General features: G+C 73.4%; 27 protein-coding genes. 13 read left to right on the top strand and 14 right to left on the bottom strand.

The features are described 5' to 3' along the window. Nucleotides 1–37: 37 nt before the first annotated feature. Nucleotides 38–289 (top strand): hypothetical protein, encoded by a 252-nt coding sequence (locus ABT354_RS20290; RefSeq protein WP_351495649.1) that lies wholly within the window; start codon nt 38–40, stop codon nt 287–289. 232 nt (nt 290–521) lie between these two features. Here the strand turns inward: ABT354_RS20290 and ABT354_RS20285 are convergent, their stop codons facing one another. The 4 genes from ABT354_RS20285 to ABT354_RS20270 form a co-directional block, all read right to left on the bottom strand. Continuing rightward, complete coding sequence (locus ABT354_RS20285) at nt 522–2,051, bottom strand: nuclease-related domain-containing protein (RefSeq protein WP_351495647.1); 1,530 nt, start codon at nt 2,049–2,051, stop codon at nt 522–524. A gap of 246 nt (nt 2,052–2,297) precedes the next feature. Next, nucleotides 2,298–2,816 (bottom strand): hypothetical protein, encoded by a 519-nt coding sequence (locus ABT354_RS20280; protein WP_351495645.1) that lies wholly within the window; start codon nt 2,814–2,816, stop codon nt 2,298–2,300. A gap of 301 nt (nt 2,817–3,117) precedes the next feature. Further along, the gene (locus tag ABT354_RS20275; protein ID WP_351495643.1) at nt 3,118–3,597 is read right to left on the bottom strand and encodes a hypothetical protein; all 480 of its coding nucleotides are present in this window, start codon (nt 3,595–3,597) and stop codon (nt 3,118–3,120) included. Beyond that, entirely contained in the window at nt 3,594–3,932 is a 339-nt protein-coding gene (locus ABT354_RS20270; RefSeq protein ID WP_351495641.1) for a DUF6087 family protein, read from the bottom strand. Before ABT354_RS20270 ends, ABT354_RS20275 begins: the two co-directional genes overlap by 4 nt. 227 nt (nt 3,933–4,159) lie before the next feature. Between ABT354_RS20270 and ABT354_RS20265 the strand changes: the two genes are divergently transcribed. Beyond that, nucleotides 4,160–5,101, top strand: a complete 942-nt coding sequence (locus tag ABT354_RS20265) for a hypothetical protein (RefSeq protein ID WP_351495639.1) — start codon at nt 4,160–4,162, stop codon at nt 5,099–5,101. A gap of 302 nt (nt 5,102–5,403) precedes the next feature. On the opposite strand, the gene ABT354_RS20260 is transcribed toward ABT354_RS20265, so the two are convergent. Next, complete coding sequence (locus tag ABT354_RS20260; protein WP_351495637.1) at nt 5,404–6,327, bottom strand: tetratricopeptide repeat protein; 924 nt, start codon at nt 6,325–6,327, stop codon at nt 5,404–5,406. Nucleotides 6,328–6,704: 377 nt separating this feature from the next. On the opposite strand from ABT354_RS20260, the gene ABT354_RS20255 reads away from it, so the two are divergent. Next, the gene (locus ABT354_RS20255) at nt 6,705–7,226 is read left to right on the top strand and encodes a hypothetical protein (RefSeq protein WP_351495635.1); all 522 of its coding nucleotides are present in this window, start codon (nt 6,705–6,707) and stop codon (nt 7,224–7,226) included. A 127-nt stretch (nt 7,227–7,353) separates the two neighbouring features. Here ABT354_RS20255 and ABT354_RS20250 read toward each other — a convergent pair whose 3' ends face one another. From ABT354_RS20250 to ABT354_RS20240, 3 genes are all read right to left on the bottom strand, one after another. Continuing rightward, on the bottom strand, nt 7,354–8,001 hold the full coding sequence (locus tag ABT354_RS20250; protein ID WP_351495633.1) for a 2'-5' RNA ligase family protein: 648 nt from the start codon (nt 7,999–8,001) through the stop codon (nt 7,354–7,356). Between the two features lie 45 nt (nt 8,002–8,046). Beyond that, nucleotides 8,047–8,550, bottom strand: a complete 504-nt coding sequence (locus tag ABT354_RS20245; protein WP_351495631.1) for a hypothetical protein — start codon at nt 8,548–8,550, stop codon at nt 8,047–8,049. A 203-nt stretch (nt 8,551–8,753) separates the two neighbouring features. Further along, nucleotides 8,754–9,128 carry a hypothetical protein gene (locus ABT354_RS20240; RefSeq protein ID WP_351495629.1) on the bottom strand — a complete coding sequence of 125 codons (375 nt, stop codon included), beginning with the start codon at nt 9,126–9,128 and terminating at the stop codon, nt 8,754–8,756. 229 nt (nt 9,129–9,357) lie between these two features. On the opposite strand from ABT354_RS20240, the gene lexA reads away from it, so the two are divergent. The 3 genes from lexA (at nt 9,358) to ABT354_RS20225 (ending at nt 11,396) form a co-directional block, all read left to right on the top strand. Next, nucleotides 9,358–10,044 carry a transcriptional repressor LexA gene (gene lexA / locus ABT354_RS20235; protein WP_351495627.1) on the top strand — a complete coding sequence of 229 codons (687 nt, stop codon included), beginning with the start codon at nt 9,358–9,360 and terminating at the stop codon, nt 10,042–10,044. A gap of 417 nt (nt 10,045–10,461) precedes the next feature. After that, nucleotides 10,462–10,737, top strand: coding sequence for a hypothetical protein (locus tag ABT354_RS20230; RefSeq protein WP_351495625.1), 276 nt, complete (start codon nt 10,462–10,464; stop codon nt 10,735–10,737). 176 nt (nt 10,738–10,913) lie between these two features. After that, complete coding sequence (locus tag ABT354_RS20225; protein ID WP_351495623.1) at nt 10,914–11,396, top strand: hypothetical protein; 483 nt, start codon at nt 10,914–10,916, stop codon at nt 11,394–11,396. 137 nt (nt 11,397–11,533) lie between these two features. Here the strand turns inward: ABT354_RS20225 and ABT354_RS20220 are convergent, their stop codons facing one another. Beyond that, nucleotides 11,534–12,427 (bottom strand): hypothetical protein, encoded by an 894-nt coding sequence (locus ABT354_RS20220; RefSeq protein ID WP_351495621.1) that lies wholly within the window; start codon nt 12,425–12,427, stop codon nt 11,534–11,536. Nucleotides 12,428–12,555: 128 nt separating this feature from the next. Further along, entirely contained in the window at nt 12,556–12,972 is a 417-nt protein-coding gene (locus tag ABT354_RS20215) for a helix-turn-helix domain-containing protein (protein ID WP_351495619.1), read from the bottom strand. 150 nt (nt 12,973–13,122) lie between these two features. Here ABT354_RS20215 and ABT354_RS20210 point away from each other — a divergent pair, with 150 nt between their 5' ends. The 3 genes from ABT354_RS20210 (at nt 13,123) to ABT354_RS20200 (ending at nt 15,448) form a co-directional block, all read left to right on the top strand. Beyond that, a complete protein-coding gene (locus ABT354_RS20210) occupies nt 13,123–14,358 on the top strand; it encodes an IS110 family transposase (protein ID WP_351495697.1) in 1,236 nt (411 codons plus the stop codon). A 214-nt stretch (nt 14,359–14,572) separates the two neighbouring features. Next, complete coding sequence (locus tag ABT354_RS20205; protein WP_351495617.1) at nt 14,573–15,232, top strand: lambda-exonuclease family protein; 660 nt, start codon at nt 14,573–14,575, stop codon at nt 15,230–15,232. 6 nt (nt 15,233–15,238) lie between these two features. Continuing rightward, the gene (locus tag ABT354_RS20200; protein WP_351495615.1) at nt 15,239–15,448 is read left to right on the top strand and encodes a DUF8847 domain-containing protein; all 210 of its coding nucleotides are present in this window, start codon (nt 15,239–15,241) and stop codon (nt 15,446–15,448) included. Nucleotides 15,449–17,343: 1,895 nt separating this feature from the next. Here the strand turns inward: ABT354_RS20200 and ABT354_RS20195 are convergent. From ABT354_RS20195 to ABT354_RS20185, 3 genes are all read right to left on the bottom strand, one after another. Next, a complete protein-coding gene (locus ABT354_RS20195) occupies nt 17,344–18,495 on the bottom strand; it encodes a methyltransferase domain-containing protein (RefSeq protein ID WP_351495613.1) in 1,152 nt (383 codons plus the stop codon). Between the two features lie 41 nt (nt 18,496–18,536). Further along, the gene (locus ABT354_RS20190; protein ID WP_351495611.1) at nt 18,537–19,412 is read right to left on the bottom strand and encodes a radical SAM/SPASM domain-containing protein; all 876 of its coding nucleotides are present in this window, start codon (nt 19,410–19,412) and stop codon (nt 18,537–18,539) included. Between the two features lie 368 nt (nt 19,413–19,780). Beyond that, on the bottom strand, nt 19,781–20,425 hold the full coding sequence (locus ABT354_RS20185; RefSeq protein WP_351495609.1) for a hypothetical protein: 645 nt from the start codon (nt 20,423–20,425) through the stop codon (nt 19,781–19,783). A gap of 1,012 nt (nt 20,426–21,437) precedes the next feature. Between ABT354_RS20185 and ABT354_RS20180 the strand changes: the two genes are divergently transcribed. Next, entirely contained in the window at nt 21,438–22,385 is a 948-nt protein-coding gene (locus ABT354_RS20180; protein ID WP_351495607.1) for a serine/threonine-protein kinase, read from the top strand. Nucleotides 22,386–22,664: 279 nt separating this feature from the next. On the opposite strand, the gene ABT354_RS20175 is transcribed toward ABT354_RS20180, so the two are convergent. Continuing rightward, the gene (locus ABT354_RS20175) at nt 22,665–23,360 is read right to left on the bottom strand and encodes an HNH endonuclease family protein (protein WP_351495605.1); all 696 of its coding nucleotides are present in this window, start codon (nt 23,358–23,360) and stop codon (nt 22,665–22,667) included. 541 nt (nt 23,361–23,901) lie between these two features. Between ABT354_RS20175 and ABT354_RS20170 the strand changes: the two genes are divergently transcribed. The 3 genes from ABT354_RS20170 (at nt 23,902) to ABT354_RS20160 (ending at nt 25,504) form a co-directional block, all read left to right on the top strand. Beyond that, nucleotides 23,902–24,132 carry a hypothetical protein gene (locus ABT354_RS20170; protein WP_351495603.1) on the top strand — a complete coding sequence of 77 codons (231 nt, stop codon included), beginning with the start codon at nt 23,902–23,904 and terminating at the stop codon, nt 24,130–24,132. A gap of 150 nt (nt 24,133–24,282) precedes the next feature. Further along, a complete protein-coding gene (locus ABT354_RS20165) occupies nt 24,283–25,044 on the top strand; it encodes a hypothetical protein (protein WP_351495601.1) in 762 nt (253 codons plus the stop codon). A gap of 139 nt (nt 25,045–25,183) precedes the next feature. Further along, nucleotides 25,184–25,504 (top strand): hypothetical protein, encoded by a 321-nt coding sequence (locus tag ABT354_RS20160; RefSeq protein WP_351495599.1) that lies wholly within the window; start codon nt 25,184–25,186, stop codon nt 25,502–25,504. Nucleotides 25,505–25,733 lie beyond the last annotated feature (229 nt).

Here is a 25,733-nt window from a genome sequence, read left to right as displayed (position 1 = left end):
CCGCGTCCACCGTCTGAACCGGGAGGTCCCCTTCATCATGAACACCCGTCCCACCGGCCGCCGTACCGTCGCCCTGTGCGCGATCGGAGTGCCCGCCGTACTCGCCTCCACCGCCGGAGGGCGGACGGCCGCAGCCGTGTGCGGGGCCGCGATCCTGCTTCTGGTGCTGCTGCTGGCCGTGCTCGCCGTCGGCGCCGCCTACGCCCGCCGTCCCGAGCACCGCACAGCGGCCCGCCGCACCCTCCAGCTCCTCCTCGGTCTCGCCCCGTGGTACCGCGTCCGCCGGTGAACCGGATCGGGGGCGCTCCCGGGAACCCAGGGGCGTAGGCGTGCCGGGCACGCGTCCGGTGGGGTCTCACCACCTCCCGTTGCCGACGGCGGTGCGTACGGAGTGGGAGTGCCGCTGGCGGGCTGGTTGCGGCAAGGGCGTGGGCGGGCACCAGGGGTCGAGGAACAACGCTGCCGGATCGTGCGGCAGCGTTGTTCCTCGACCCCCGAACTCCGGGTGGCTCGGGGTCGGCTCAGCCGGTGCTGCCGGACTCGGCGGCACGAGCTTCCTGGGCCCGCGGCTGGCGGGGGCGAGCGAACGGGATCGCGGACCAGCCCTGCTCCAGGACAGCGTTGTACTCCAGGAACTCGTACTGGGGGAACAGCTGGCGCAGGTACACGGCGTCGGCGTCGTAGGCCGCGCAGAGGAGATCGGCCAGGCTGGTCCCGGTGATGGTGACCGCGTCCTCCAGGTCGGCGATGGAGGTGACCATCACGGGGATGTCGGTGTCGGGCAGGGCCACGCGGTGGGCTGGGGTGTTGATCTGGTGGAACTGCTCCATGGTCACCACCATCCCGAGCATCCGGCGGTCGGTGGGGATTCCGGCGAGTTCTTGGTGCTCGCCGGAGCGCAGGAGGCGGACCGACCTGTTGATCTGCTCGAACGGCTTCGTGAACTGCTTGGCGAGGAGCGTGGTGAAGTCGGGCCCGCCGAGCCGCAGCTGCTCGCTTGGCCGGAACGACTTCACCTCCACCAACAGGACCAGGTCGGGGAAAACAACGAAGAAGTCGATCGTCTTCTTGCTTACCTTCTTGGAGATCTTGACCTGGATCTCGGGGTGGACCTCGGCGTCGGGCAGCAGGTCGAGGTGGCGGCCGACGTAGTGCTCGAAGAGGTTGCCGAGGTCGTTGGTGAACGCCTTGCCCCAGGCCGAGTTGTTGTCGCCCCCGGTGTAGTAGAGGCCGAGCGGGGTGGCCTTGCCCAGCACGGCGGCCGGCACTGGGATGAGGTAGCCGCCCGGGACGCCGCCGACCAGCGGGCGGGAGCGGAGCGGGTTGTGGGTGTAGCGGCGCAAGAGCGGGTCGCTGTCGGCCGGGAAGGCCGCACGGAGCTTGGTCTTGGTGGTGACGAAGTGCCGGTTCAGGACCGCCTTGATCTGGGCGGGGGAGCGGAGTCCGTCAAACTGGTCGTAGTCCTCGGCGGGGTACCAGTCCAGAGCGAACCGGCCGCGGCGGCGCGGATTCGGGTGGGCGGTGGCGCAGGCCCAGACGAGGTGGGCGATGCCGAGGTAGTCCGCCAAGGAGCAGCCGAGCACGTCGCGGTCCCAGCCCGGGAGGATGACCTCCAGCGGGTTGTCCGCGTCGTCCGGGTAGGGGGTCTGCTCCAGCATGGCGATGGACCGGCTCAGCTGCGAGTACTCGTCCTCCTGCCACGGGCCCTGCTGGTGGATGGTCCGCTGCAGGTACCCCTCCCAGCGCTTCATGCCTTCCGGGGCTTGGGTGACCGGGTCGTCCAGGGCCAGGTACAGGTCGAGGATCTGCTGGAGGTCGCGGTCGGTGGCGGCGGGTCGGCCGTCCCGGCCGCGGGCCAGCGAGACCCAGGCCGCGTCGAGCAGGGCTCCCGGCGTGTACAGGCCGAGGCCCTTGGAGCCCAGGTTGCGGGCGGACGGAAGGCTGGCACTGGTGGCCGCGATCAACTGCGTCAGCGAGTTCGGGTCGTGGCGCAGGACCCGTTCGAAGTACTGGGTCTCCAGAACGGGGTAAGGGGAGAGGGTTCGCCGCATGGCCGACGATTCTGCACCCCGCCGCACTCGTCGCGCACCGGGTTTCCGTTCGTCGGCACGCCCGCCCAATCCGGGCTGCTACGGGCAAGCCCTCACCCAGCAGGCCCGCACGGTGTTCGGCCTGTGAGCGTCAGCAGCCCGACCGGGCCACCAGCACCTCGTCTGCGGCATTGCGATCACGGAGCGTACAGGCGCACGATCCGGCAGCGATGTTCCTCAATCCCCGCACCGGGAACCTGGTGCGGATCAGGCCGCCGCGTTCCCGTGCGCCCGCTCGGCCCGCGCCGTGAGCTCCAGGGCGTGCTCGTAGGCCGCGCGCAGGTCGGCGGCGGTCTTGAACGTGGCGCCGCGGGTGCAGAGGATCTCGATGCCGGCCGCGCGCATCTCCTTGAGCACGCCGAGGGCCTCGATCTGGTCGAGCAGTTTCGCGCAGTCGTGGTCGGTGAGGGCGGCGGCTGCCGGGGCGCCCCACAGGTGGGTGCTGATCTCCTTCAGCCGGCCGTCGTCCGCGGGTACGGTGCGGCCGGCGGCGACGGTGGCGAGCCACTGCGGAGCCGGGACCGGCTCCAGGTGCGGGCCAACCGCTTCCAGGGCGGCCCGGATGCGCTCGATGCGGGTCAGTGACGCCGCGTCGATCACCACCGGCGCAGCAGGGGTGGCCGGGGCGTCGGGGGCGGGTGCCGGGAGTGGAGCGGCAGGGGGTGGGGAGGGAGTGCGGTCCGGGTTCCGGAGTCGGGTCAGGGCTTGGTGGAGCTTGGCGAACATGTCCCCACGATGCCCCGTTATCGCTGCTCAAGGCTACTTTGCGCCGTGTTGACCTCTTGTGAGACCGGCCACGGTGAGCCGGCGGGGTTGGCCGGGGCCCGGCAATCGTCCGGCCGTTCGGGACGGTTCCGGTACGCCGGGGCGCGGTCGGTGGTGTGTCCGGGGGAAGCGGTATGACCGCCGGGCGGTGACAGCGGCGCGCGGGTGCTCCCCCGGAGCCGGTGGACCGGCGGGCGGAGAGGGGTACCGGCTCCGCGCGGGCATGTCGAAGAGGATCGGCCCTGCTGGCTTCGCCCGACCCTCACCCCTGCGGTGTCCGGGGCGCGGTGGGCCCGGTTGCGTCGAGGGCCCGTGCGTGGGCGGTGCGGAACGCGGCGGCGAGGGCGTCCCAGTCCGTTGCGCCCGGCGGCAGCGGGGCATCCGCCGGGCGGGAGCGGCTGCCCAGCTCGACGGCGGCGCGCAGCCGCCGTTCCCAGTGGGCCTCCACGGCCGCCGCCGTGTCAGGGGGCGGCTCGCGCAGGTCCCGGACTCCCGCCATGGTCCCGTGGATCGTCCCCGCCCGGGCGAAGGACTCGACACGCCAGCCCAGCTCCCGGGCGGCGGCCCGCAGCGCCGAGCGCAACAGTTCCACCCCGCCGAGCCGCGCCACCTCCTCGTCCGGCAGGCGCAGCTCGAACGCCCCGCCGTAGCCGCGGCCGTCCGCCGGGCAGCTGTCCTTGAGCAACGGGAGCAGCGCGCGGACGAGTGCGGGCCGGCGCGGGTCCTTTGCCCAGCCCGTCATGAGGCGCCGTCCCGGGGCGCGGTTCGGCGGTGGCGCCCCGTGCCGGGCCCGAGCGCCGGCCGGTCCCACGACGGGGCCGGTGCCGCGGTGGGCGGGGGTGCGGGGTAGATGAGCTTCTTCGTCTCGGCGAGGTTCGCGGCGACGGTCACCGGGACCCAGCTGTCGCCGTCCCACCTCTGGATCGCGCGGGGCGCTGCGGGGTCGACGTGGGCGCCGCGGTGCGGACCGGAAGTGAGCGGCACGGCCCGCAGACGGCCCCGGGACGACTCCCGGCGGGCCTCGCGGCGGGCCAGCCACTCCCCCAGCGGCTCCGGCTCCGGTTGGTCGTTGTTCATGGGCGTCAGCCTTCCGTACCCGGGCGCCCGTCCGGGACGGATAGGAGTGGATCCGGCCAATTGACGGTCTGTGCGGGCTGGTTCCCGCCTTTGGCGGGCGGGGGCGTGACCGGCGGGGGTGGTGGTCGTTGACCGGGCGTGCACGATTCCGTCCCCCACGGATCGCAGGGAGAGCGCCCGCGCCGGTTCGCGCGCCGGGCGCTCTCCCCGGGGCGGAGGTTGTGGTCGTGACCGGTGCCGCGGAGTCCCGGGGCCTGCCGGTGTCCGGCCGCGCGTACACCCGTACGCGGGTGCGGGGCTTCGCCCCGTGGAGGCCGCGGCCGCGGACGGTGGAGCTGGTCCGCCAGATCCAGAGCGTCCTGGAGGAGTACCGGGAATACGGAAATCTGACGGCTCGCCAGATTTTTTATCGGATGGTGGGCGCGTTCGGGTACGAGAAGACCGAGGCCGGGTACGACCGGCTGATCGAGACGCTGAACCGCGCCCGCAGGGCGCGGATGATCCCGATGGGGGCGGTCCGGGACGAGGGCCCGTCGTCCTGGCCGGCCGGCGGGTACGCCGGGCCGGAGGAGTTCTTCGACGGACTCCGGCTCCAGGCCCGGGGCTACCAGCATGATCTGACCGACGGGCAGCCGGTGGTGGTCGAGGTGTGGGTGGAGAGCCAGGGCGCCGTCGCCATGGTGGGCGCGGTCGCGGCCGGGTACGGGGTGAGCACCTACAGCTCCGGCGGGTTCGAGTCGGTGACGGCCAAGCACGACGCGGCTCTGCGGATCGCCGGACGGGCAAGGCAGACCCACGTCTTGTCGATCGGGGACCATGATCCGTCCGGTTTGTCCATTCTGGACGCGGCGGCCGCCGACGTGCTGGCGTTCGCCCCGGAGCTCGGCTCCTGTCCTGCGCCGCGGTTTACACGGCTTGCCGTGACACCGGAGCAGATCCGCCGGTACCGGCTGCCGAGCGCCCCGCAGAAGAGCACCGACCGCCGGGGCGCTCACATGCCCGCGACGGTACAGGCCGAGGCCCTGTCCCCCGCGCAGCTCGTGGCCGAGGTCCGCGCCGGCCTGGAGGCCGCCGTCGACCTGGAGGCGCTGGCCGCCGCCCGGGAGCGGTCCGCCGCCGAGCGGGCCGCCGTGCTGCGCCACCTGAACCGGTTGCCCGGCCAGGCATAGACGAGCCGGCAGCCGTCCTCACGGCCGCACCGCCCCGGGCCCGTGCCATGACCGCCCTCGGGAGCAGCCGCCGGGCCCAGATCGCACAGCAGACACCCTTTCTACCGGGTCGCGCGAGCGGCCGGAGACGGACGCACCGGAATTCACCCGGACGGGGGAACCAGCGGGGTTCTCCAGCGGCGGACGGCCGGGGGGTGAGAAACTGCCCCGACGCAGCACGTCGGCCGGGCCTCGCCATACCGGCGGAGAGCGAGACCTGGCGTGACCTCCCGCACGGAGCGCGCGGACAAGGGTGTTCTGCGTCAGAGGCCGTCGGCCGCGCGCCACGGTACGCCGGAGCGCGTCTGTCCGATCAGGTAGCGGATGCCCTGCTGGTCGTCGGGGTTGGTGAAGAGGCTGTTGGTGAAGACGGCCGTCGCCTTCGCGGTCTCGCCGAGGCGCCACCAGGTGAGCCCGAGGCCGTGGAGCGCCCGATGGAAGGGGCGGTTGTCCGGCTCGTCCCAGGCCAGGACCCCGGTGAAAGTGGGTGGCAGCGACAGTTCGGCGACGGCGACGGCCGTCTGGTAGTAGCCCAGGGCCTGTTCCAGGGCGGCCTGGTCCGTCCCCGTGCCGTCGAGCGCGGCGGAGCCCAGGTGCGCCCAGCAGTCGGTGTGCCGCGGGTCCTCGCGCAGCGCGGCGGTCAGTGCGGCGCGGTAGGCGGCGGGGTCGCCCGTACGGTTACGCAGGGCGAGCGCCCGGTCGACGGGCGGCGCGCCCTCTCCCATGTGCGGGTCGGGCATCCGGTAGAGCGGCCGGGGACCGGCCTTGCGGACCAGGCGCCACCAGGACCAGTCGGGTGTGCCGGCGTGTTCGGGCGCGGCCGGGGGCCGGGCGCCCCACCCCCGCTCGGAGCGCGGGTCGTAGTCCCCGCCGCCGAAGGCCGGGACCGCCGGGGTCGCCCCGCGGCGGCGGACGCGCTCCAGGACGCGGCGGGTGTCGGTCCGCTGGTAGCGGCCGGTGATCTCGGACAGGCACACGTACCGTGGGCCGGGGCCCTCGTGCCGGGGTGCGGGCAGGACAAGGCGGAGCCGGTCGAGGAGACCAGCCAGCACGTCCTCAGCCTGTCCGGCGGTCAGCGGCCACGACAGCCCGAATCGGCGCGGGACCTCGTGAACCGGATACCAGAGCGAGTCGGCGTCCAGGCCGCTGCGCTCGGCCAGCATCGCGCGCAGGCCGTCCTCGCTCACCGCCCCAGCCGACACCCGGGTCACCGCCCTCCCGCGCGCGCCGCCCCGGCGCACTCCGGCCGGATCGTACCCACCGGCCCTCCCCCGGCGTCATTCCCCCGGAAGGGTGAACGGTCCCGGTCCCCGCCCGGTGCCGCGCGACCCTTCTGGCTGGCGGCGGTGAGCCGGCCCCCGGGGAGTGCGGCACGGCCGTGGGGAGTGCGGGCTCCGGCGCGGCGCGGACGGGCCGAGCCGGAGAAGACGCCGAGGACTGAACATCCCTCCCGGCAGCCCGCCGCTCCCCTGCTCGCCCCGGGGTCCGGACAGGGTCGCGGCCGGGGGCGGCGGGGTGGGACACTTCCCGGTCGGAACGGCGATCAGGAACAGGTGGTGACGGTGTGTCAACCCACCGTGGGCGAGCGGCCCAGGACGATGTCCCCGAAGACGGGGCCGGGCCGGCCGCCGGGGAGGTGAGCGAGGCCCTCGTCCTGGTGACCGCCGGCACGGTCCCCGGAACCGACCCCGGCGCGCTCGCCCAGCACCTCGCGGACGCGGTCGTCCACCTGCCGGTGCCGGCCGCGGCCATGATCGGAGCGGGGACGATACCGGCGGACATCCGCGACCGGGCGCGCGAACTCGGCGAGCGCCAGCACCAGGCCGCCGCCGCCCAGGACCTGGTCCAGCTGTACGCCCGGCTGTGGTTCCGTCCCTCGGCGGTGCTGCCCGCGGACGCCACCGAGGTGGCCATCGCCCTGCGGGGGCTGTGGGAGGAGCGGCTGAGGGGCGCCGCCTCGGGGCTGGTGTCCGTGGTGTGTCTGCCCGCGCGCAGCGAAGCGCAGTGGATGGCCGGGGCACGGGAGTGCCACACGCTGGCCGAGACCACCCGCGCCCCTTTGGGGCTTCTCCCCGGCCCGCACTGACCCCTCCCCCGCCTCGGCAGAAGGGCCGGGGCACCTCACCACCGGCGCGCGGCCCGCCTGCCTGCCTGCCCGCCTGCCCGCCCGCCGGGCGGGCGGGCAGGCGGGGGCGTGACCTGCTCCGGGCGGATCAGCGGGTTCCCCGGAGGGGGATCTCCGCGAGGTGGTCCCAGGTGACGGTCTTGCCCTGGGCGGTAGTCCGTGCGGCCACGTCGACCAGGTGGACGGCTGAGATGTGCAGCGGGGCGTGGCCGGGACGGACGCGCCGGAGGATGCGCTGGGCCGCGTCGGAGTCGGCGTGGTCGTGGGCGTAGGCGGTGGTGAGGTGCTGCAGGCCCCAGGGGTACTGGCAGGCGTCGTCGCCGTAGGCGGCGCGGATGCCGTCCCGTACGGCCCGGTGGAGGTGGGCGAGTTGCTGGTCCGGGTGGAGGTCGGCGATCACGCCGCTGTGGTACGACAGCAGTGAGCCGACGGTGACCTCGAACGGGGCGACGCCGTCGAGGCGGGCGGTGACCTCGGCGACGAGCCGGGCCCGGTCGGCCGGGCCGATCCGGCTTGCTGGGCGGCTGGATATCTGGTCGATGGTGATGTGCAGCCACTCCGGCTCGACCGGGGTGATGGGGAACCCCGCAGCGATCAGGGCCTCGTTCGAGGCACCGACGAGGGCACCGAGGGCCCGGTGGCGGGGGTCGGTCCAGTCCACCTCCGCGTAGAAGTGGAGGAGTGTCTCGCCGGTGCGCCAGGAGCCCTGGCCATCTCTGAACTGGAATGGCTTCACGGAGCCGAACGTATCGCCGCAGTGGCCCGGCGGTGGCGATTCCGGTCAGTCCAGGGTGACCTTGTAGGGGGGTGTGAACACCTTGCGCAGACCGGAGCTGAAACCGGGGCCCCAGCGGGTGAAGGAGTCTTCCCACGCCTCGTCAAGAGCGTCTCGTGGCGGCCGGTAGTCGATCGTGATGCGGCGCCACATCACGGCCACGGGGTCGGTGGGGTCTTCCAGATCGTGGCCGAGGGCGGTCAGCCGGCGCTCCCAGTACGCCTGCTCCTCCCCGAACCCGGGTGCGGTGCCGGCGGTTGACGCCTCGCGGAACCGGATGACCTGGTCGTGGGTCACGTCGCGCGGATGGATCCCTTCCTCGCTCGCCGTGATGTAGAGAAGGGTCGCCAGGGCAGCGGCGCCGTCCGCAGCGACCGGCGCGTCCAGGACCATGTCCTTCCCGTCCCACGGGACACGGCCGAGGTCGATAACGCGCTCCCAGGCGGCCTGCCACACGTCGGGCCCGCCTTCGGCCTTCCACCGCTGCACCTGTTCGATAATCGTGGTCATGGGCCCATCCTCGCGTCCGGCGGGGCGTCTCGGGAGGGGTTCGGCCGGATCAGGTGTCCGCCCGGGGCCGAGGGTCGCCGGTGCGCGAAGCGGGCGGGTCGGCGGGAGGCTGCCGGCCCCGGGCCGGTAAGACCGCCGACCGCCTCGTGGCTGCTGCCCCGGGCCCGGCACCCCGCGTGTTCACCGCCGCACCAGGCCGGAGCTCAGGCGGCCCCGGCAACCGGCCCGGGCCCTGACCGTTCATCATCGACCTCTCCCGCCACATGGAGCAGCATCGAATAGCCGTCGGGGACGGGCAGGGCCGCCGGGATCGCGCTCAGCGCGGCGAAGGCGACTGCTTCGTCAACCGTCCGGAGCGCGGCCGCGGGCGGGGTACCGGGGTGCAGTCGGTCGTGCCAGAGGGCGGCGAGGACTCGGGTATAGGACGGACGGGGCAGGCGCTCGTCCAGGGCGAGGAGCACGTTCGCCGCGGCTTCGAGCCCGGTCGGCCAGTCCTCGCGCGGGCCGTACTCTTCCGCCAGCCGCACGGTCACCTCGCGCCGGTAGCGGCCCGGCCGTGCGAAAAGAGGGTTCGTCATGCGTACGGAATAGCAGGGGCGCGGGTCCAGGGCGGGGCGCCACGAGAGGACGCCGGGTGCCGGACGCCCCCGCTTCACCCGTTCAGTGCCGGGTCCAGTGGCTCAGGGGCGCAGCCGCCGGGCTCACGAGGTTTGGTGGGGTACCGGAAAAGATCCTTCCCCTTGTCCCGATCACGGGGGTAATGTCCATGACCAGCACCATCACCACCACCCCGGAGGGGAGCGGCCCGTGACCACTGACCGTACGGCGGGAAGGCCCGGCCGCCCCGCTGGCGTGCACACCGGGCCGGACGGCCTCACGGCACGGCAAGCGGACATTGTCCGCCTTATCCGGGCGTATACAGCTGAGCACGGATACCCGCCGTCGATGCGGGAGATCGGCCAGGGCGTGGGGCTCTCCAGCACCTCCAGTGTCGCCCACCAGCTCGGTGCGCTGGAGAGGAAGCAGGTCGTGGGCAAGGATCCGCACCGGCCGCGCGCCTACCGGGTGCTCCCCGGCCGGGCGGCCGGGCACGGGCCGGACACCGGCGGCGAGCCGGGGACGGCCCATGTGCCGCTCGTCGGGCGGATTGCCGCCGGAGCGCCGCTTCTCGCGCACGAGGACACCGAAGACGTTCTCCCTCTGCCCCGGCGGCTCGTCGGGGACGGCGACCTGTTCGCGCTCACGGTCGTCGGGGACAGCATGACCGGCGCCGCGATCTGCCCCGGGGACGTGATCACCGCCCGCCGGCAGGCCCACGCCGAGGACGGCGACATCGTGGTCGCGCTCCTCGGCGAGGAGGCCACCGTCAAGCGCCTCCGGCGCGAGCCCGGCGCCGTCTGGCTCGCGGCCGAGAACCCCGCTTACGCCCCGATCCCCGCCGAGGACGCCGTCATCCTCGGCAGAGTCGTCGCCGTCCTGCGCACCCTGGTCTAATCGCTCCGCCCAGGCCCGCGCCGGGCGCATGGCCTTGAGGAACCCGCCGGTCCGCCGGATCCGGGAAAAGACCGGCACCTGCCCCAGCTGCCGCGAGCCTCTCCCGGCCGGCGGCGGTGTCCCCGGCTTCCCGCCCGATCACTGCTCGCGGGAGTGCGTGCCGGCGCCGCCCCGCCTCCGGGCACATCGCCACGCGTGGAGCTTCCCGCCGCGATAGAACACCCGGCGGCGGGCGGGACACCACCCCGCCCGCCGCCGGTCCCGCGCGCGTCGGTGGTCCAGGGCGCCGGGACGCTGTCCTACGCTCCGGACGGGACAGATCAACCCGGGGGTGGAGAGAGGGAGCCTGATGGGCACCCCGTACCCCGCCGGCACCGCGCCGGACGCCGCCATCGCCTTCGGGGACGGGCCCCGCCGGTGACCGGGAAGAGGACCGGCGGCCTCCCGGCGGGAGCCGGGGAGGAGAGCGAGCGGTTCCACGTCGTTCTCACGTTCCGCGACGGAGGCCCGGCCGTCGAGGGCACCTGGTCGGACCGCGCGACCGCCCTGGAGAAGCTCGCCCAGTTCATCGGCTCCCACGGGAGCGTGCCCGGCACTGCCGTGGTGTTGTGGCGGGAACGCTCCGACGGTCGCCGGGATCGGCTGCGGACCTGGACCGAGAGCGACGGCCTCACCATCCACGACGAGAGCTGACACCGCCCCGTATTCGAAGACACGGACCCGCACTACCGCCTTCGAATCCAGGGCTTCAGAATGATCACGCCTGTTGTTCCCCAGTCGCGCCCTTACCTCGCGTCAGGGGCCGGACGGCCCGGGAGCGGCCTCACCCCGCCGCGTTGTCTGTGCCGGGCGGCGGGGATGATGCCCTGGTGACAACCCTTGAGCTCTTCGCGGACTACTTCCAGCTCCATGTCCTGGACGAGGGGTCCGAAGGCGACTTCGGCGGCGTGTGGAACGGCCGGAGCGTCCTGGACGGGCTCGCCGTCCTCGACGACGCCCTGGCCATCGGCACGGCCGTCAACGACACCGTGGCGGTCGAAGTCCGCGGCCATGACCGCCAGCCGGACGACGACAGCGCCGACTTCGACCACGTCGTGGAGGCAAGCCTCCACACCCCTTCGGGACGACTCGTCGTGATGGGCTGCACCGACTACCTGGCCGACGCGGCCCGGTTCGACGTAGCCGCCGGCTGGACCCGGGCCCGGGCCTCGCGCCGGAACCTCGCCCAAGCTGTCCGCTGGTCCGAGTCGGAAGAGGGGCCCGAAGCGATGGAGGAGGTCCGGCTCCAGATCTGGCCGGCCCCGTTCTCCCCGCCGCGCATCGTCAAGCGCTGGCCCCCGGCGCAGAGCTAGCCACCCGGGGGCGCGGCCCTTTCCGCACACCGCGCCGCAAACCCGCACACCCCCACGGCATCCGCCCTCTCCCCCGGGGGCCCTGCCGGGAGCGCGCCCCCGTCCGAAGAACGGAGCCGTATGCTCCCCGCCCGTTCCTATGAGGGTTCCGGCGCGCGGTCGAGCCGTACGGCCTCGACCCGGAGCGGACCCGCGAGCAGGGCCGCCCGTTCCGGGTTGCGTTCCTTCGCCTGGCGCAGGCGGTCCTGCTGCTGGCGGATGGTGCCGGTCTCGGCCTGGCGGCGCCGCTCGTGCAGGGCGGGGTCCCGGTCGGCCGGGCCGGGCAACTGGAGGCGGCAGCAGGGGCACTCGATCAGGGAGGCGCCCGCGGGGTGGGGCACCGGCTTGTGGCAGCGGGAGCACGTCTCGGTGCGGTCGGGCCCGGCGACGTCGTCGGCTCCGATCCGGTACCGGGACGAACAGAAGACGCACCGGATCTCGGCCGGCCAGCCGACGGCGCCGTCCGGCAGTAGCGGTGCGGTGACGGATCCGGCGGGGCCGGTCAGGCCGCACTGCGGGCACTCGGTGTACGGGGGCAGCGGGAGCGGGCCCTCCTCCTCGTAGCGGCGCACGAGCCGCCGGATCCGCCCCTCCTCGCTGAAATCGAGGTCGGGCTCGATCTCTCCCTCCACGATCTCCGGCTCGACCAGCGCCAGCTCCGTCGACGGAACCGGCACCGGGGCAAGGGGTGTTGTCCGGGCAGGGTCCGCGGGGAGGATGAGCGGCATGGCGTTGGGACCGTGGCCGAGTTCGGCGGCCAGCGCCCGGATCGCCGCCCGGGCTGCCCGGGCCTTCGTCCGGACCGCCGCGAGCCGGGCCTCGTCCATGTTCGCGACGGCCGTCTCGTCCGCCGCGGGCGCGACCTCGCGCAGCGCGGCCAGGGCCTCCGACCGCAGAGTGTGCAGCGAGGGTTTGTCCTTGGCCCGGCGGGCCCGCTGCCGGCAGGTGGCTCCGCAGAACTGCTTCGGGCGTCCGCCGCCGACTGCGGTCACGATCGGCCGGCTGCACTCCGGCCCGGCACAGATCCCGTCCGCCGGCATCGCGCCCCCCTCTTATCGTGACAAGTCCCGGCTGTCACGTTATACCGGAGGGCCGCCTCGATCGTGACACCCGGGGTGTGTCACGTTTTGCGGTCCGCTCTGCCCGTCGTCGTGCGGCCCTCCCGGCGGGCCGGCCCGGTCACCCCCTCCTTCCGGCCGTCCGCGGTCTCGCGCTCCGGCGCCGGGGGGAGGGTGAGGCCCTCGTGGAGATCTGTCGGCCACAGGTGCCGCTGGAGGGCGATCTCCAGGTGGAGAACCGTCTGGGCGTCCGGTGACCCGGTCCCGTCCAGGATCCGCGCGATGGTGGGGTGGGTGCAGTGTGCCCGCTCGCCGATGGCGCGCGCGCTCAGGCCCTGGTCGGCGAGCGCCCGCGCCAGGCGGGCGGCCAGGATCTGGCCGAGGCGCGCCGTGGGGGGCGCGTCGGCGGCGAGCCGGCCGCTGGGCCACTCGCCTTCCTCCAGGAACGAGACGGGTGGTGGGTCCTTCTTTACGCGCACGCTGGGCCGTCCTCAGTCAAGATCCGCAGTTGACTAGACCCAATTGTCCGAGGAGGTCGGCGGCGCTGGGGGGACCGCCCCACGGGTGGTACGTTTGTTTACCATTCGGGGTGCCCGGGGCGGCTGGTTGAGGGGGCGGGCGTGGCGACGATGTTCGCCGGGGTGGACTGGGCCGACGGCTGGCTGGACTGCGCGGTGGTCCGCCGGGACGGGGGCCGGCTGGGGCATGTGCGGATCGTGTATGAGGAGAGCTCAGACCCGGTCGGGGACTACCTCGCCTTCCTGCGGGCGCACAACCGGACGCGGTGGCGGACGATCATTACCGGGATCGAGGATCCCCATCTTCTGTTCGTGGAGGGTCTGGCCGACCGCGGGATGCCGGTGGTCCACGTCGACGCCACGCTGGCCGCCCGGGCGCGGAAGGCCGCTACTTTGGACAGCATCAAGTCCGACCGGGCGGACGCGTATCTGCTGGCCGACATGCTCCGCACCGGAGTCGGGTCCTTACCCCGGATTGTGCTCCCCTCCCCGCAGATCCGGGGCCTGAAGGTGGTGGCCCACGCATACACCCACGCGGTGTCCGCCCGCGCGCGGGTCATGCACCAGCTCCGGGCCGTGCTCTCGGCCTACTTCCGGGCGGCGGTCACCGCGTGGCCGAAGCTCGGCCTGCGCCACCCGCAGGCCCGCGCGGTCCTGGCGGCCGCCCCTTCTCCTCGTCGGGCCGCGGCGCTGGACCGCGCCGCCTACGCCCGCGCGCTGGAGGCCGCAGGGCGCTGGCGGACGGTGGACGACGAGGCGCACCGCCTGAGGCTGCACTTCCGGCGGCCGGCGCTGCTGACGCACCCGGAGGTGGAGGAGGCCCGCGCACTGGAGATGCTCTCGCTACTGGGGGCGCTGACCGCGGCGTGCGAGCGCGCGGCAGCCCTGAAGGCTGAGCTCGCTCTGAGGTTTCGCGCACACCCCTGGGCGCGGACCGTGGCCTCGTTTCCCGGGATCGGAGACGTCGTCGGCGGGCAGCTGCTCGGCGAGATCGGCGACCGGCTCGACCGGTTCGCGTCCGCGCGGGCCCTGTGCGCCTACGCCGGGGTGGTACCGGTGACCTGGGCCTCCGGCACCCTCAGCCGGGTGGCGATGCGCCGCTCGGCGAACCAGCCCCTACGCGCGGCCCTGTTCCAGGCGGCGTTCTGCATGACCTCCCACTCCCCCGGCGCGAAGGCGTACTACCGGGCGCGGCGCGCGCGGGGCGCGGACCACGCGACGACGATCCGGAACATGGGAGTGCGGATCGCCTCCTCCCTGTACCACTGCCTGCGGCACGGTGTGCTGTACGACGAGGCCGCGGCCTGGCCGAGGCAGCACCCCCGCACAGGGGCGAGGTGCAGGTGAGGCTCGCCCTGTCCTGAGAGGTGGCCGGGGCCGCTGGTGCCGCCCGGACGACGGTCCGGGCGGTTCTTCCGCTCCCGGCGCCAGGAGCGGCCCGCGGGCGGGCGGCCGGGACATGCCCGTGCACAACCCGGGCCCGAGAGCCCCCACGTGGGAACGGCAGTCCCACACGCCGCCCGCCCGCCACCGACCACACCCAACCCCGTTGAGGAGCATCATGACCGCAGTCCTGCACGCACCCACCGCCGTCCTTCACAGCGATCTGCCCCCGGGGAGCCCCGGGTGGCACGCGGTGCGGCGCTCCGGGGTGGCGGCGAGCGAGATCGCCGCCGTGCTGGGACTGTCGCCCTGGGAGACGCGTGAAGCGCTCCTGGCGCGCAAACGCGGCGCCCCGCCGGCCCCGCTTCCGCCGCGGAACGCCGAGCTGGCCGCCCTGGGACTGCGCCTCGAACCGGACGTCGCTGGCGTGTTCGCAGCACGGCACCCGGAGTTCACCGTGGTCGCCACTGGGATGTGGCAGCACATCCGCAGGCACTGGCAGCTCGCCTCCCCCGACCGGCTCCTGCTGTCCCCGGCACGCAGGATCCTGGCCCTGCTGGAGATCAAGACGGACCCCACCGGCGAGGGCTGGGGCCCGCACGGCACCGACCAGATCCCCGCCTACTGTCGGGTGCAAGTCCTGTGGCAGATGGACACGATGTCGGTCCCGCTCGCCTACGTCGGACTCCGGATCGGCGACGAGGAGACGTGCCGCGAGTACCGGGAGTACCGGATCGGCCATGTGCCCCTGGAGGCGGCGGCCGCACGGGCCGAGGCCGAACTCTTCCTCGCCGAGGTCGAAGCCAGCGAGCCGGAGCCCAGCCGCCCGGGGGCGTGACCGGCCATGGACCCCGGCGCCGGGGACATCACCGTGACGCTGTACGGGGGTCCGTACGACGGGCTGGAGGTCAAGGTCGAGCGGGACGACCCCGAACCGTGGATCGCGATCATCACGGACGGCGCGCCCGCAGGGCGCGCCGTCTACGCCCCGGACGACGACGGAGGTGACGGCGTCTGGCACTACCGCGGGCAGGTCCCCTGGGAATGGCTGTGAGCCCCGCAGGGCCGCCCTCCCGGCGGCTGGTGTGGTGGTGATCACGTCGGCCCCAACACCCCCGAGTGGTACGTTTGTTTACCAGTAGGGCGGGGGCCTGAGCCCGCAGCTCCCCAGCCCCCGCCCTACACCGGCACGGGCCGGGACCACATCCCCACGCATGTGGGGGGGGGGTAGACCCCGCGGAGCGGGGATGACCCATCTCTCGGCTTCTCGCAGAGAGTTTGGTCGAACGACAGTCCCCGCACTGCGGGGGTGATCCATCACCCGGTCTCGACCTCCGGGAACTGGACCAGCCGTTGGTCCCCGCGACAGCGGGGGTGACCCCAGCGCGGCGCACAGGCACCTGCACGCCGCGAACAGGCAGGCCCCCGCGAGCGGGAGACCGCGCCCGTGCCACCCGGGGCCAGAGCTCACCCGACCCGTGACCTCTGGCCCCGGACCCCTTTCCGGAACCGGTGCACCCGGCCCCCGGGACGCCCTGTCCGCCGGCCGCACCGCGGCGGGCGGATCAGGTCCGCCGGCGGGCGCGGGTCCGCGCGGTGAACGCCGCCCGCCCCCCCGCCAACTCCTTGCGGTGAGTCGCCGTCACCACTTCCTTGCCGGTGGCCAGGGTCAGTGCGCGCGATAGCGTCGCCGGAGGATGGGCAGCGCGTTGCGCCGATATGGCGACGGCCCGCCCGGTCTGCCGTACCGGCCCGAACAGGTAAACGACTCCCGGGGTGCCGCGCCGGCCTGATTCCCGGCCAGGAAAGAAAATATCGCCCCGCCTTGGGGATTCACCGCCCAGGGGGCCGCGCGAATGGATACAGTCGCACAGCGGGAATTACCTGTGCGGTGCCGCCCCTTGGCGGGGAGTGCCGGGTGCTTTCGAGCTGCCCGGCGCTCCGCTTCGAGGGGCGCGCGGTCGGTGCGTCCCGTGCCCGGAAGGGAGGCGCTGTGCCCGAAGGGGAACCGTGCGGCTGCGAGCCGTCCGCCCGGAAGCCGTGGTGGGACCGGGTTGCCCGGACCGCCCGCGCGGTCAAGCCGCTGGTGGAACTGCTCGCGGCAGCCGCGACCTTAGTGGTCGTGGTGCTCGGTATGAGGTAGCCGACCGGACCTGCTGCAGACAGGCCCGGTCGGCCGTTCAGGGGCCCGCCGCATAGCCAATGCGGCGGGCTTCATCATGTGCCGACCCTGAGAACATTGAACATGGGAAGCAATCATTAGCTTAGGGCGAATGTTGCGGCCAATGTCATTGCCCCAATGCTTAGTCCCAATCTTTAGCCTCAATGTCTGCTCTCAATGTCTGGCCTCAATTGCTTACGTTACCGTGAAAGACAGGGGTATCGGATGTCTTTAGCGGGATAGAAAGAATAAAAGAATCGGGATGAATCGTATTCTTTCGGGCGAGATTTGGGGTTCGCGAGCGGTTCCCGGCGGCCCGTGGTGGTGCTCGGGTCCGGACCGCAGGAGTGCCGCCGCCCGCCGGGCCGTCCCCGGCGGCGGCCGTTCACTCCCCCGCTGCGCCAGGTTCGCGCCGTCCCGGCTCGCCGGAGGTGCCGCCGGCGGCGGGGGACCGCGCGGCTCTCGGCTCCGCGGACGGCCGTTCCGTGTCCTCTTCGCCGGGGCGGTAGCAGCATTTGTCCCTGCCCGGGCTCCGCCGGGCGGTCGGTGCGGACGGCTTCGGCCCGGAGCGGGCTGGCCAGCCGGGCCGCCGTCTGCGGGTTGCGCGCCTTCGCCTGCTCCAGCAGCAGGCGTTCGACGCCATGACGGTGGGGCGGCTGGCAACCGTCTGCCGTGCGATGAGGACCAGCGGGTCCCGCGTGTTCCAGGCGGCCCCTGCTCCGGAGCCGACCGGTCACACTGCCTGGGTGTGACCGCCCTGCGGGCGCAGTGGGTGTTGGCCTGGGGGTTCAGAGGGTGGCTGACCAGCGTCCGCGGGTGAGGGTGGTTGTGCCGTCGGGGGTGATGGTGACCTGTGCTCCGTGTACGGGCAGTTCGCCCGTGCGGTTGAGGCGGTCGCGGATGGATTCCAGGACGTCCCACAGGCGCCGGGGCCCGCCCTGGTGAACGAGCGGCGAGGCGTTGCGGTCGGCTGCTGACACGCGGGCCCAGGAGCCGTCGGGGTGCGCCATCAGCATGGTGCGCGGTCCCTCGGGGGACCTTTGGAAGCGGTGCTCGATCCCCGGGGCCTCCAGCTCCAGCATCGAGCGGATGTCCCAGGTGTTCTGGACGTCCAGGACCGGATACCGGCTGGTGGTCACGGTCTCGCCTTCATCGTCCGCCGCCGCCCACACCTCGGGCCCCGGGGAGACGGTGTCGTAGTCGTCGCTCCGGCGGGTTCGCATGAAGGACGCCCGGTCACCGGTGACGTACCCCTGGGCGCCGCCGTCCTCGGTCCTGTCGGCCACGAGAAGGAGGCCCGTGTCGGCGACGGTGGTGACCAGCCGTCCGCCCGAGCGCAGCGCGGTGAGCCAGCTTGCGGGGATGGGGCGTACGGAGACGGTGGAGATGATGCGGTCGTACTGGCCGGGGAGGGGGCCGGTGATGTCGCGGGTTTCGGTGCGGGGGTTCAGGCCGATGGTGTCGAGGCGTTCGGTGGCGGCCTGGACGAGGTAGGGGTCGATGTCGATGCTGGTGACGAGTTGGGGGTTGCCGAGGCGGTGGCACAGGAGGGCGGTGCCGTATCCGGTGCCGGTGGTCACCAGGGTGTGGCTGGTCTGGGCGAGCATGGCGTGCCGGTACATGATCACGAGGAGGGCGGGCAGGGTCGAGGAGGACGTCGGCCAGGATCCGTACGGGAGGACGGTGCCCGGGTCGGCGTGGTCGGCGTGCTGGGCGCCCATGCGGGTCACCAGTGTGGTGTCGTCGTAGACGGTCTTCATCCACGTCTCGGGGTCGGCGGCGCCGTCACGGGTTACCCGGCCGTCGGTGCCCCGTTCCCACCAGCGCGGGACGAACACGTGTCGGGGTGTGGAGGCCAGGGGGTCCCACCAGCGTGACTCGCGGCGGTGTAGTACGGCGTCGGCCATGCGGCGCGCGTACGGCTTCCAGTCCACGTCCATGTCTCTGTGTCGTCCTTCATCTTGTGGTGTCTACGCCCGGGTCAGTCCTCTTCTTCGTCGTCCGCTGTGCCGCCTTTGCCGGGTCCGCAGGTGTCCTTGTTCGGTGAGCAGTCCGGACCGCACGGCTCACCTTCGGCCCGGTACGGGATGCTCGTGGTCACCCGGGCCCACCGGTCGCTCGCCAGGACCGATGCCAGGGTCGCGTTCTTGACGCTGCCGCCCGGAAGGAACCTGGCGAGTTCGCACGGGGCGATGGTCCCGTCCGGGAGGATCGCCGCCTTCCCGTGGCCACAGCGTCCGCACAAGGCGGAGGTCGTCGGCAGCCGGCCGGCGGCCGCGTGGCCGACGGCGCGGACCCGGTCGACGTGGACGTCGTGGACGCCGAGGGCCTCCATCTCGGCGCGGGCCTGCGCGACGCGCTGACCGCCGCCTAGGTCAACAATGCCGACGGTGACTTTGATGCCGCGACGTACGGCCTCGGCAACGTTGTCCCATGTCGCGGCATGGGACCCTGGCCGGCCGGTGATCCGGTCGTGCTCGGCCGGGTTGTCGCTGTAGTAGGAGGTCGCGAGGTCGACCCGCGGGTGCTCGTAGAGGGTCCAGTGTGCCGCGCGCACCCGCAGCAGATTCGTGTAGACGCGCACGCGCAGGCCGGCTTCCAGCGCGTGCTCGACGAGCCCGGTGAAGTCCGGCCGCAGGCTCGGCTCGCCCCCGATCATCTGCACGGTCGCCGCGCCGAGAGTGGCGGCCTCGGTGATGACCCGGCGCCAGTCGCCGGTCGTCATCTGGCCGTGCCCTCGCGTGGGGCCAGCCTGGGCGTAGCAGTGAGACGGGCAGGCCAGATTGCAGCGGTTGGTCAGCTCCAGTGAGAGGAAGCGCAGGGGGGTGGTGGCGGGGGCCTCCGGCGCGGTCGTCATAGGGCAGAGGATAGACACCTGAGCGGCCAACCCTGCCTGTTTTCAGGAAAGTTGGTCCGATCGGGCGGTAACCGGCCGGGCTGCGCGCCGCCTCACCGTGCGGTTCGCCGCCGGGCCGCCCACAACGCTGGAGGTCGGGCGCGGCGCTCTTCCGGCGGGCGCCGGGGTTTGGACCCGTGACCGGGATGACAACGGCGGAGATCGCCCCTCGCCCGTTCCTGGGCGCCGGGTTGTCCGGTTCGGCGGAGGCCGGGATCGCCCCCGCGCCCCCGCGCTGGGCCCGTCGGCTCGGACGGGGTTCACCGCGCCTGGCAGGCTGGACGCTGATCCGGTGAACTGCTGCCGCACCCCACCCCGCCCCCGCGACTCTAGGCGGTGGCGTGCTGGGGGTTGATCCGGTAGAGGCGGGCGAGGAACCGTTCACGCTCGGCTTCGTCGCGCTGGGCGGGGAGGTGTTCCCCGGTGTGCAGGTCCAGGTGACCCCAGACACCTTGACGGGCCTCGTCGTGGAGCCACCGGCCGCAGATCATCACCGACACGGTCCGGCCGGGGTCCGCGATCGCGGTCACCTCGTGGTAGTCACGGGCGAAGATCCGGTTCACCCCGCCGGGGAGATGGAGCACGCTGCCCCGCTCGACCAGTAGCCCGGAGGCGCTGCGGTGCCAGTGCTCGTCTTCGTATCCGCCCAGCACAGGGTGGGCCTCCATCACCTCCCACGGGTGGGTATGGGGCTTCGAGGTCTCCGCACTCCTCAGGTCCGGCCCGTACCAGATGTTGATCTTGATCGTGAGAGCGGCGGTCTGCGTCACGACGAACTCCGCCTTGTAGCCGAGCGGCACACCGGTGTCGTCGTCCGGACCCGGCACGAGCCACCATCGCACGGGGTCGGTGAACGCGTCCCAGGTGAGCGGGGGCTGAGCGGGGGCGTGCGCGGCAAGGCCCTCGGCCGCGGCCCCGTGCAGGTCCTCGTCCAGCGCGAGACCGGGGATGATGACGGCGTTCACGGTGGTCACTGGCTTCTCCAGTTCTCTCGGCGGCACGGGTGCCCGGCTCACCACCACGGTGCCGTCCCCGCCCCTGCCCGGGGAAGCCGTTTCCGGTTTCCACCTCGGATGGGAAACGGCGGGAACGTTGCCCCGGGGCGGTGCCGTGATCCGGTCCGGGCGGGACGCGGAGCACCGGACCGGCGGTGCCCCACCGGGCGCCGCGCGGGGAGGCCGACACCCGCGGCACGTGCGCGGGTGCCGGAAGTGCGCGTGAGTACCCCGGGCCGTCCGGCTGAGTACGGGAACTGATGCCGGGGCGGGTCCGGCCGCGCTGGGATGAGGTCATGACCACGAGCGCGCCCGCGACCCCCGACAGCACCAGCGCACCGGCCGGGGGCCGGTGGAGTGCGGACCGGATCCGCTGGTGGTCCTTCGTCTGCGCCGCGCTGTTCGCCCCGGCCGCCGGTGCCGCCTCATTCGCCGTCTGGTTCGTTTCGCTGACGGGCGAGAGCGGTTCCCGGCATCCTCTGGTGGGCGCCGCTCGCCGCCGTCGCCTTCCTCGCCGTGCTCCTTCCTGCCCGAACGGCTCCGGCACGCCGGTACGTTGCGGCGGGCGGCGTTCGCGGTGCAGGGTCTGGCGGAGGCGGGCGCCCTGCTGGTGATCATGCTGCCCGGCTGAGCCCCGCTGGCCGGGGACGAGCGGGCACACCCGCCGTTTGAGGACGAAGGGGGCGGGCCACCGCGCGGGGCAGACCCAGCCCCGCCCTGGTGGCCGGGACCGGATCCCGTGCCGTCTTTGACCTCGCCGGACCGCGGTCCGGGCCCCGGGAGCAGGGGCCGGGACCGGGACCGGGTGGATGGTACGGCCTCGTCCGTCCACCCGGTCTTCACGAGCGGCGCCCGCCGCGAGCCCGACCGGATCACCAACAGGCTCTCTGCTCACGGGTCAAGAGGGACAGTCGGTCCGGGCCGTGGACGGCTAAACTGCCCGTGCGCTGCGGGCACGGAACCGCGGCCGGAACAGAAACGGGGGGTGTCCGTGGCGACCGCTTCTTCGGTGAGTCAGGACGAGTTGCGCGCCCTGCTGTGCCGGCGCAGCGGTCTGGACCGTGACGCGCTCTGGTTCCCGGTCCAGGATGTGCCGCGGAGGTTCGGCGTGTCCTGGCCTCTGACCGGGGACGAGGCCCAGGAGGTGCTGGCGGGCCTCCTGGACGGTCTGTGCCACGTACTGCCGCCGCCCCTGCCCGACGGGCAGGAGGACCGTGCGCGGCGGTATGTGTATCTGGCCGAGATCGCGGACCGGTACGAGCGGTGTGACACCCGCGGCATCCTCGAACGCATCCTCCGTGCCGGGACCACCCCGGCCGGGCCGGCGTTCGGGGGCGGCGACTACGACCCGCGCTCGGAACGCGGCTGGGGCGCTCGCCCGTCCGCGGCTGCGGACCTCGGCGGAAAGCCGTCCTGGACTTGGTGGCGCGCGGTGCGCGAGGCCGGACCCCGGCCACTGTGGCGGATGCCCGACCCGTACGCGGGGGAAGGCGCACCGCCGGTCGACCGGGCACTCGATGTCCGGGAGGGCACGGGCGACGAGGCCGCGTACCGCACGGCTCTCCTCGCGGCGGTGCGGGGGGACGCGCGGCAGGTAGACTGCTGGGCGCACCTGGGCGGCGAGGCCCTGACCCGGGCTGACGCGGACGAGTCCGCGCTGACGGAAGCCCTGGGCTTCTACCAGACCGCGGTCGCGGTGGCCGAGTTGTCGCTGCCGGACGCGTTCAACGGTGTCCTGGCCTGGTCCGACCTGAACAACCGGCCCTTCCACCGGGCACTCCACGGCCTCGGGCTGACCTGGTGGCGGCTCGGGGAGACGACACGGGCTGCGGCCGTGTTCGACAACGGCCTCTGGACCAACCCGGACGACAATCAGGGCATCCGCTATCTCATTAGGCCGGTCCGGGCGGGTGCGCCTTGGCGGCCGGATGACCTGTAGGGTGCCGCAGCCGCAGGCCCGGGATCCTGCCCGCACAGCCAGTCGTGCACCGCACGAGGGCTGATGACGGCGGGCCTGCGGCGCCGGGGCTTGAAACCGCCCCCGCGCGCCGGAGCCGCTGCGCGGCCCGGTCCAGTTGAAGGGAGCCCCGCCCGCTGCCGCCTGCCGGAGCGCCGGTGTGAGGCGGCAGCGGTGCCGCCCTGCCCCGGGGAGCAGCCGGCACGGGGCGGGTCTGTACGGACCCCGGTATCTCGTGCAGACCCGTGTGTCCGGACCGGGTCAGCGCGCGGGGGTCCAGGTCACGTTCGTGCCGGAGCAGCGGTCGGTGGCGAGGGTGATGAGCTGGTTCCGCTCGGAGCTGTCCGCGGTGAGGCCCCAGCGGAGTTTGGTCGCCGTCCACTCCGAGAGGTAGCGGCACAGCGCGCTCGGCGCCGGGGGGAGCCACTGGGCCGGGTCCTGGTCGGCTTTCGCGCGGTTGGACCGGGCGGTGACCGCGACGAGGGAGGACGCTTGGCCCTGGTCGTTCGCGTACGCCGCACGCCGGGCCGCCGTCCAGGAGTGGGCGCCGGAGTCCCACGCCTCCGCGAGGGGGACCATGTGGTCGATATCGAGCGAGCTGGCCGGGGTGACGGAGACCTCGTCGTAGTAGCTCCACCACAGCCCGCCGGTCAGCGCGCAGCGGGCCCCGACCGCCGGCGGGGCCGCTGCTTCGGCGATCAGGATCTCGTTGCGGGTGTTGCAGCCGTCGGACGGGATCAGCCCGGCGTTCCAGTGGCGGAAGAGATCGCGGTCGTATCCGGTCCGGTTCTCGTCGGCGACGGGCAGCTGCGCGGCGGCGACGGTGAGCGGGGCGGTCTCGACCGCCTCGGCGCTGGACGCCTCGGCGGGGGCGGCGGCGTGCGCGACGGTGGTGGGTAGAGGGAGCAGTGCGAGCAGGGTGGCCGCGACGGCGCAGCGCCTGAATGTCGTGATCATGTCTCGCACTAGAGCAGAACGCCCGCTGCACGGGCCGGAGTTTGGCGGACTGCCACCCGTACCGGGGATCCGGGCATGTCGTGGGTTGCCGGTAGTCGTCCGGGCGGCGCCCCGTCTGGACCGGCGGGCAGCTCGCCGGGGAGCGGCGACTGTGCGGTCTCGTGCTCGAATTCTCGGGCACCGTGTCCACGCACCTGCACTGGACGGTGGCCGGGGGCGCTCGACCGCGCGGCCGTCGTGGCTCAGGAAGTCCGGCCTGCTTCAGCGGGCTGCGGTTGTGGTCCACGTCCGCCTCGTTCAGCGCGCCGAACGGCTGCGTGCCCTCAGGCCCCAGCAGTGCTGACACCCGCCGTGGGACCCCGGGCACCCAGGTGTGTCCACTCCGCTCCCCGGCCCGCGGTCCCTGGGGCTCGCAGGCCGTGACGTGTGCGCTGGCTGCCGCGTTGACGGGGCGTGACCAGAGAGTTGGCCGGACACCGGTGTCCGGCCCGACCGACACCGTGATGGAGGCGTAGTGGTCCGCGGGAAGTACGGCACGCCGATGACCGTTCACCGTCTGCCCCGGCGGCCGCCGGACCTGCGGCGCAAGGGCACCTGCCCGAAGTGCTTCGCCATGCAGGGCGAGCAGTGCCGCGACCGGCCCCGCACTCCGCCCCCGAACGGAGTGCACCCCGAACGCCTTCGCGCGAACGGCGTGGACCGGGCCGCGCTCCCGCCGTACAGCGGCGGCCCGCGCCGCCGGCGCAGGTCCCCGCGCTCGTCCGGCCGCTGACGCCGCCCGCCTCCGCGCGCACGGGCTGATCGCCGATCGGCCGGCGTGGAGCGATTGCCGATGAACGACCACGACAAGCCACCGGAAGTGAGGCCCCGGGACGCGCCAGCGCACCCAGCCCCTTCCCCCGAAACCGAGAGAGGGAGACCGATGCCTCCCACCCGAACGCTGCTGCTGCCCATCGTGACGGACGCGCTGGCCTGTCTGTACGAGCTGGACATGCCGCTGCTGGTGCTCCAGCCGAACGTCCTGGCCGACCTGGAAGAGAGCCACGGCGTTGTGCACGCGCTGTCGCCGTCGCTGCTGCCGCTGGTGCGCCGGATCACTGCCCTGGCCCCGGAGGGCGGGGCGGTCCCGGTCCCGGGCGCGCCCGTCGGCGCCGTCCACGAGGCGTACTGGCGGGTGCGCAACGCGCTGCCCGCGGGGACGGAGGAACTGGTCGACGGAGAGGAGGACGAACTGCCCGACGCGCTGATGCTGCTCGACCCCGCCGGCGAGCCGGCGATGCAGCTGGCGGTCATCGAGGTCGGCGAAGCCGACCTCGCCCTGCTCGGCGCCTTCGCCGACGCCCTCGACCGCGCCGCCGGTCCGGACCCCGGCCCGCAGTTCGCGGCGCTGGCCAGGGCACTGCGTGAAATCGGCCGAGCGCACCCCTACGAGTGGTGGCCCCGGGGAGGCGCGGCGACCGTCGCCCTCTGGATGCGGCGGGCCCTGTCGCCGGTCCTGGTCTCTCCCTTCGAGGGCCCGGGCGGCGCCGCCACTCACGAGATGCTGTCCGCGATCCTGCGGCACGCCGGACACCGGGCGAGCGTCGAGCTGGACCAGGACGAGGAAGCGGCGGTGGGCCGTGTGGGGCTGAGGATGCTGTTCGCGGCGATCGGCGACCCGCGCGAGGCGGCGCGGACAGCCTGACCCCGGGCGCCCGCTCCGGGTCCAGGCCGCCAGGGGCCGGGCCCGGTCGGGGCGTGGCGTCGGTGTACCCGGGGAAACGGCTTTGCCGGACAGCCCCCGGCACGACGGGTTCGCCGGGGCGGGAGGGAGAATCCGGAGGGTGGACACCAACCCCCTTGACCGTTCCGTCGCCTGGGACCTGTACCTCGCCCTGGATCTGCTCGCCGCCTCGCACACGCTCGGCGACCTCCCGGCCGCACCGGATGGCCCGCCGGGTGACCTCGCCCATGCCCGCGCACGCCTCGCCGCGCACCAAGAGGTGCTGGAGATCGCCGACCCGGCTCTGCTGAGCCGGATCCAGAGCGTTTTCGACGCGTGGGACGAGCGTCCGGCCGACCGTCTTATCCGGCTCCTGCCGCTGCGCGACGAACTGTCCCGCAGAGCAGGGGCCGTCCTGCCGGACACCCTGCCCCCGGTGTGACCCCGGGGGCAGGACATGCCCCCGGCGGGCGGAGACAGTCCGGCCGTGGGTTGGTGGCGGCCGATCCGCGTGAGCGGCTCCGGCCCCGCAGGCGGCGCGCGGCGGCCGAGGCCGTACCCGTCGCCCCGGTGCCCCCGCCTACCGCCAACGCCACCACGCCCGTTACCGTCGCGGCCGCCGTCACCATGGCGGGAAACTGCCAGGTGAGAAGAAAGTCGATCTCTGCCAC

It is taken from the genome of Streptomyces sp. NPDC000594 (assembly GCF_040299965.1).
Taxonomy (GTDB): domain Bacteria; phylum Actinomycetota; class Actinomycetes; order Streptomycetales; family Streptomycetaceae; genus Streptomyces.
Note: the sequence above shows the minus strand (reverse complement) of the source record. Positions and strands in the feature narration are given on the sequence as shown.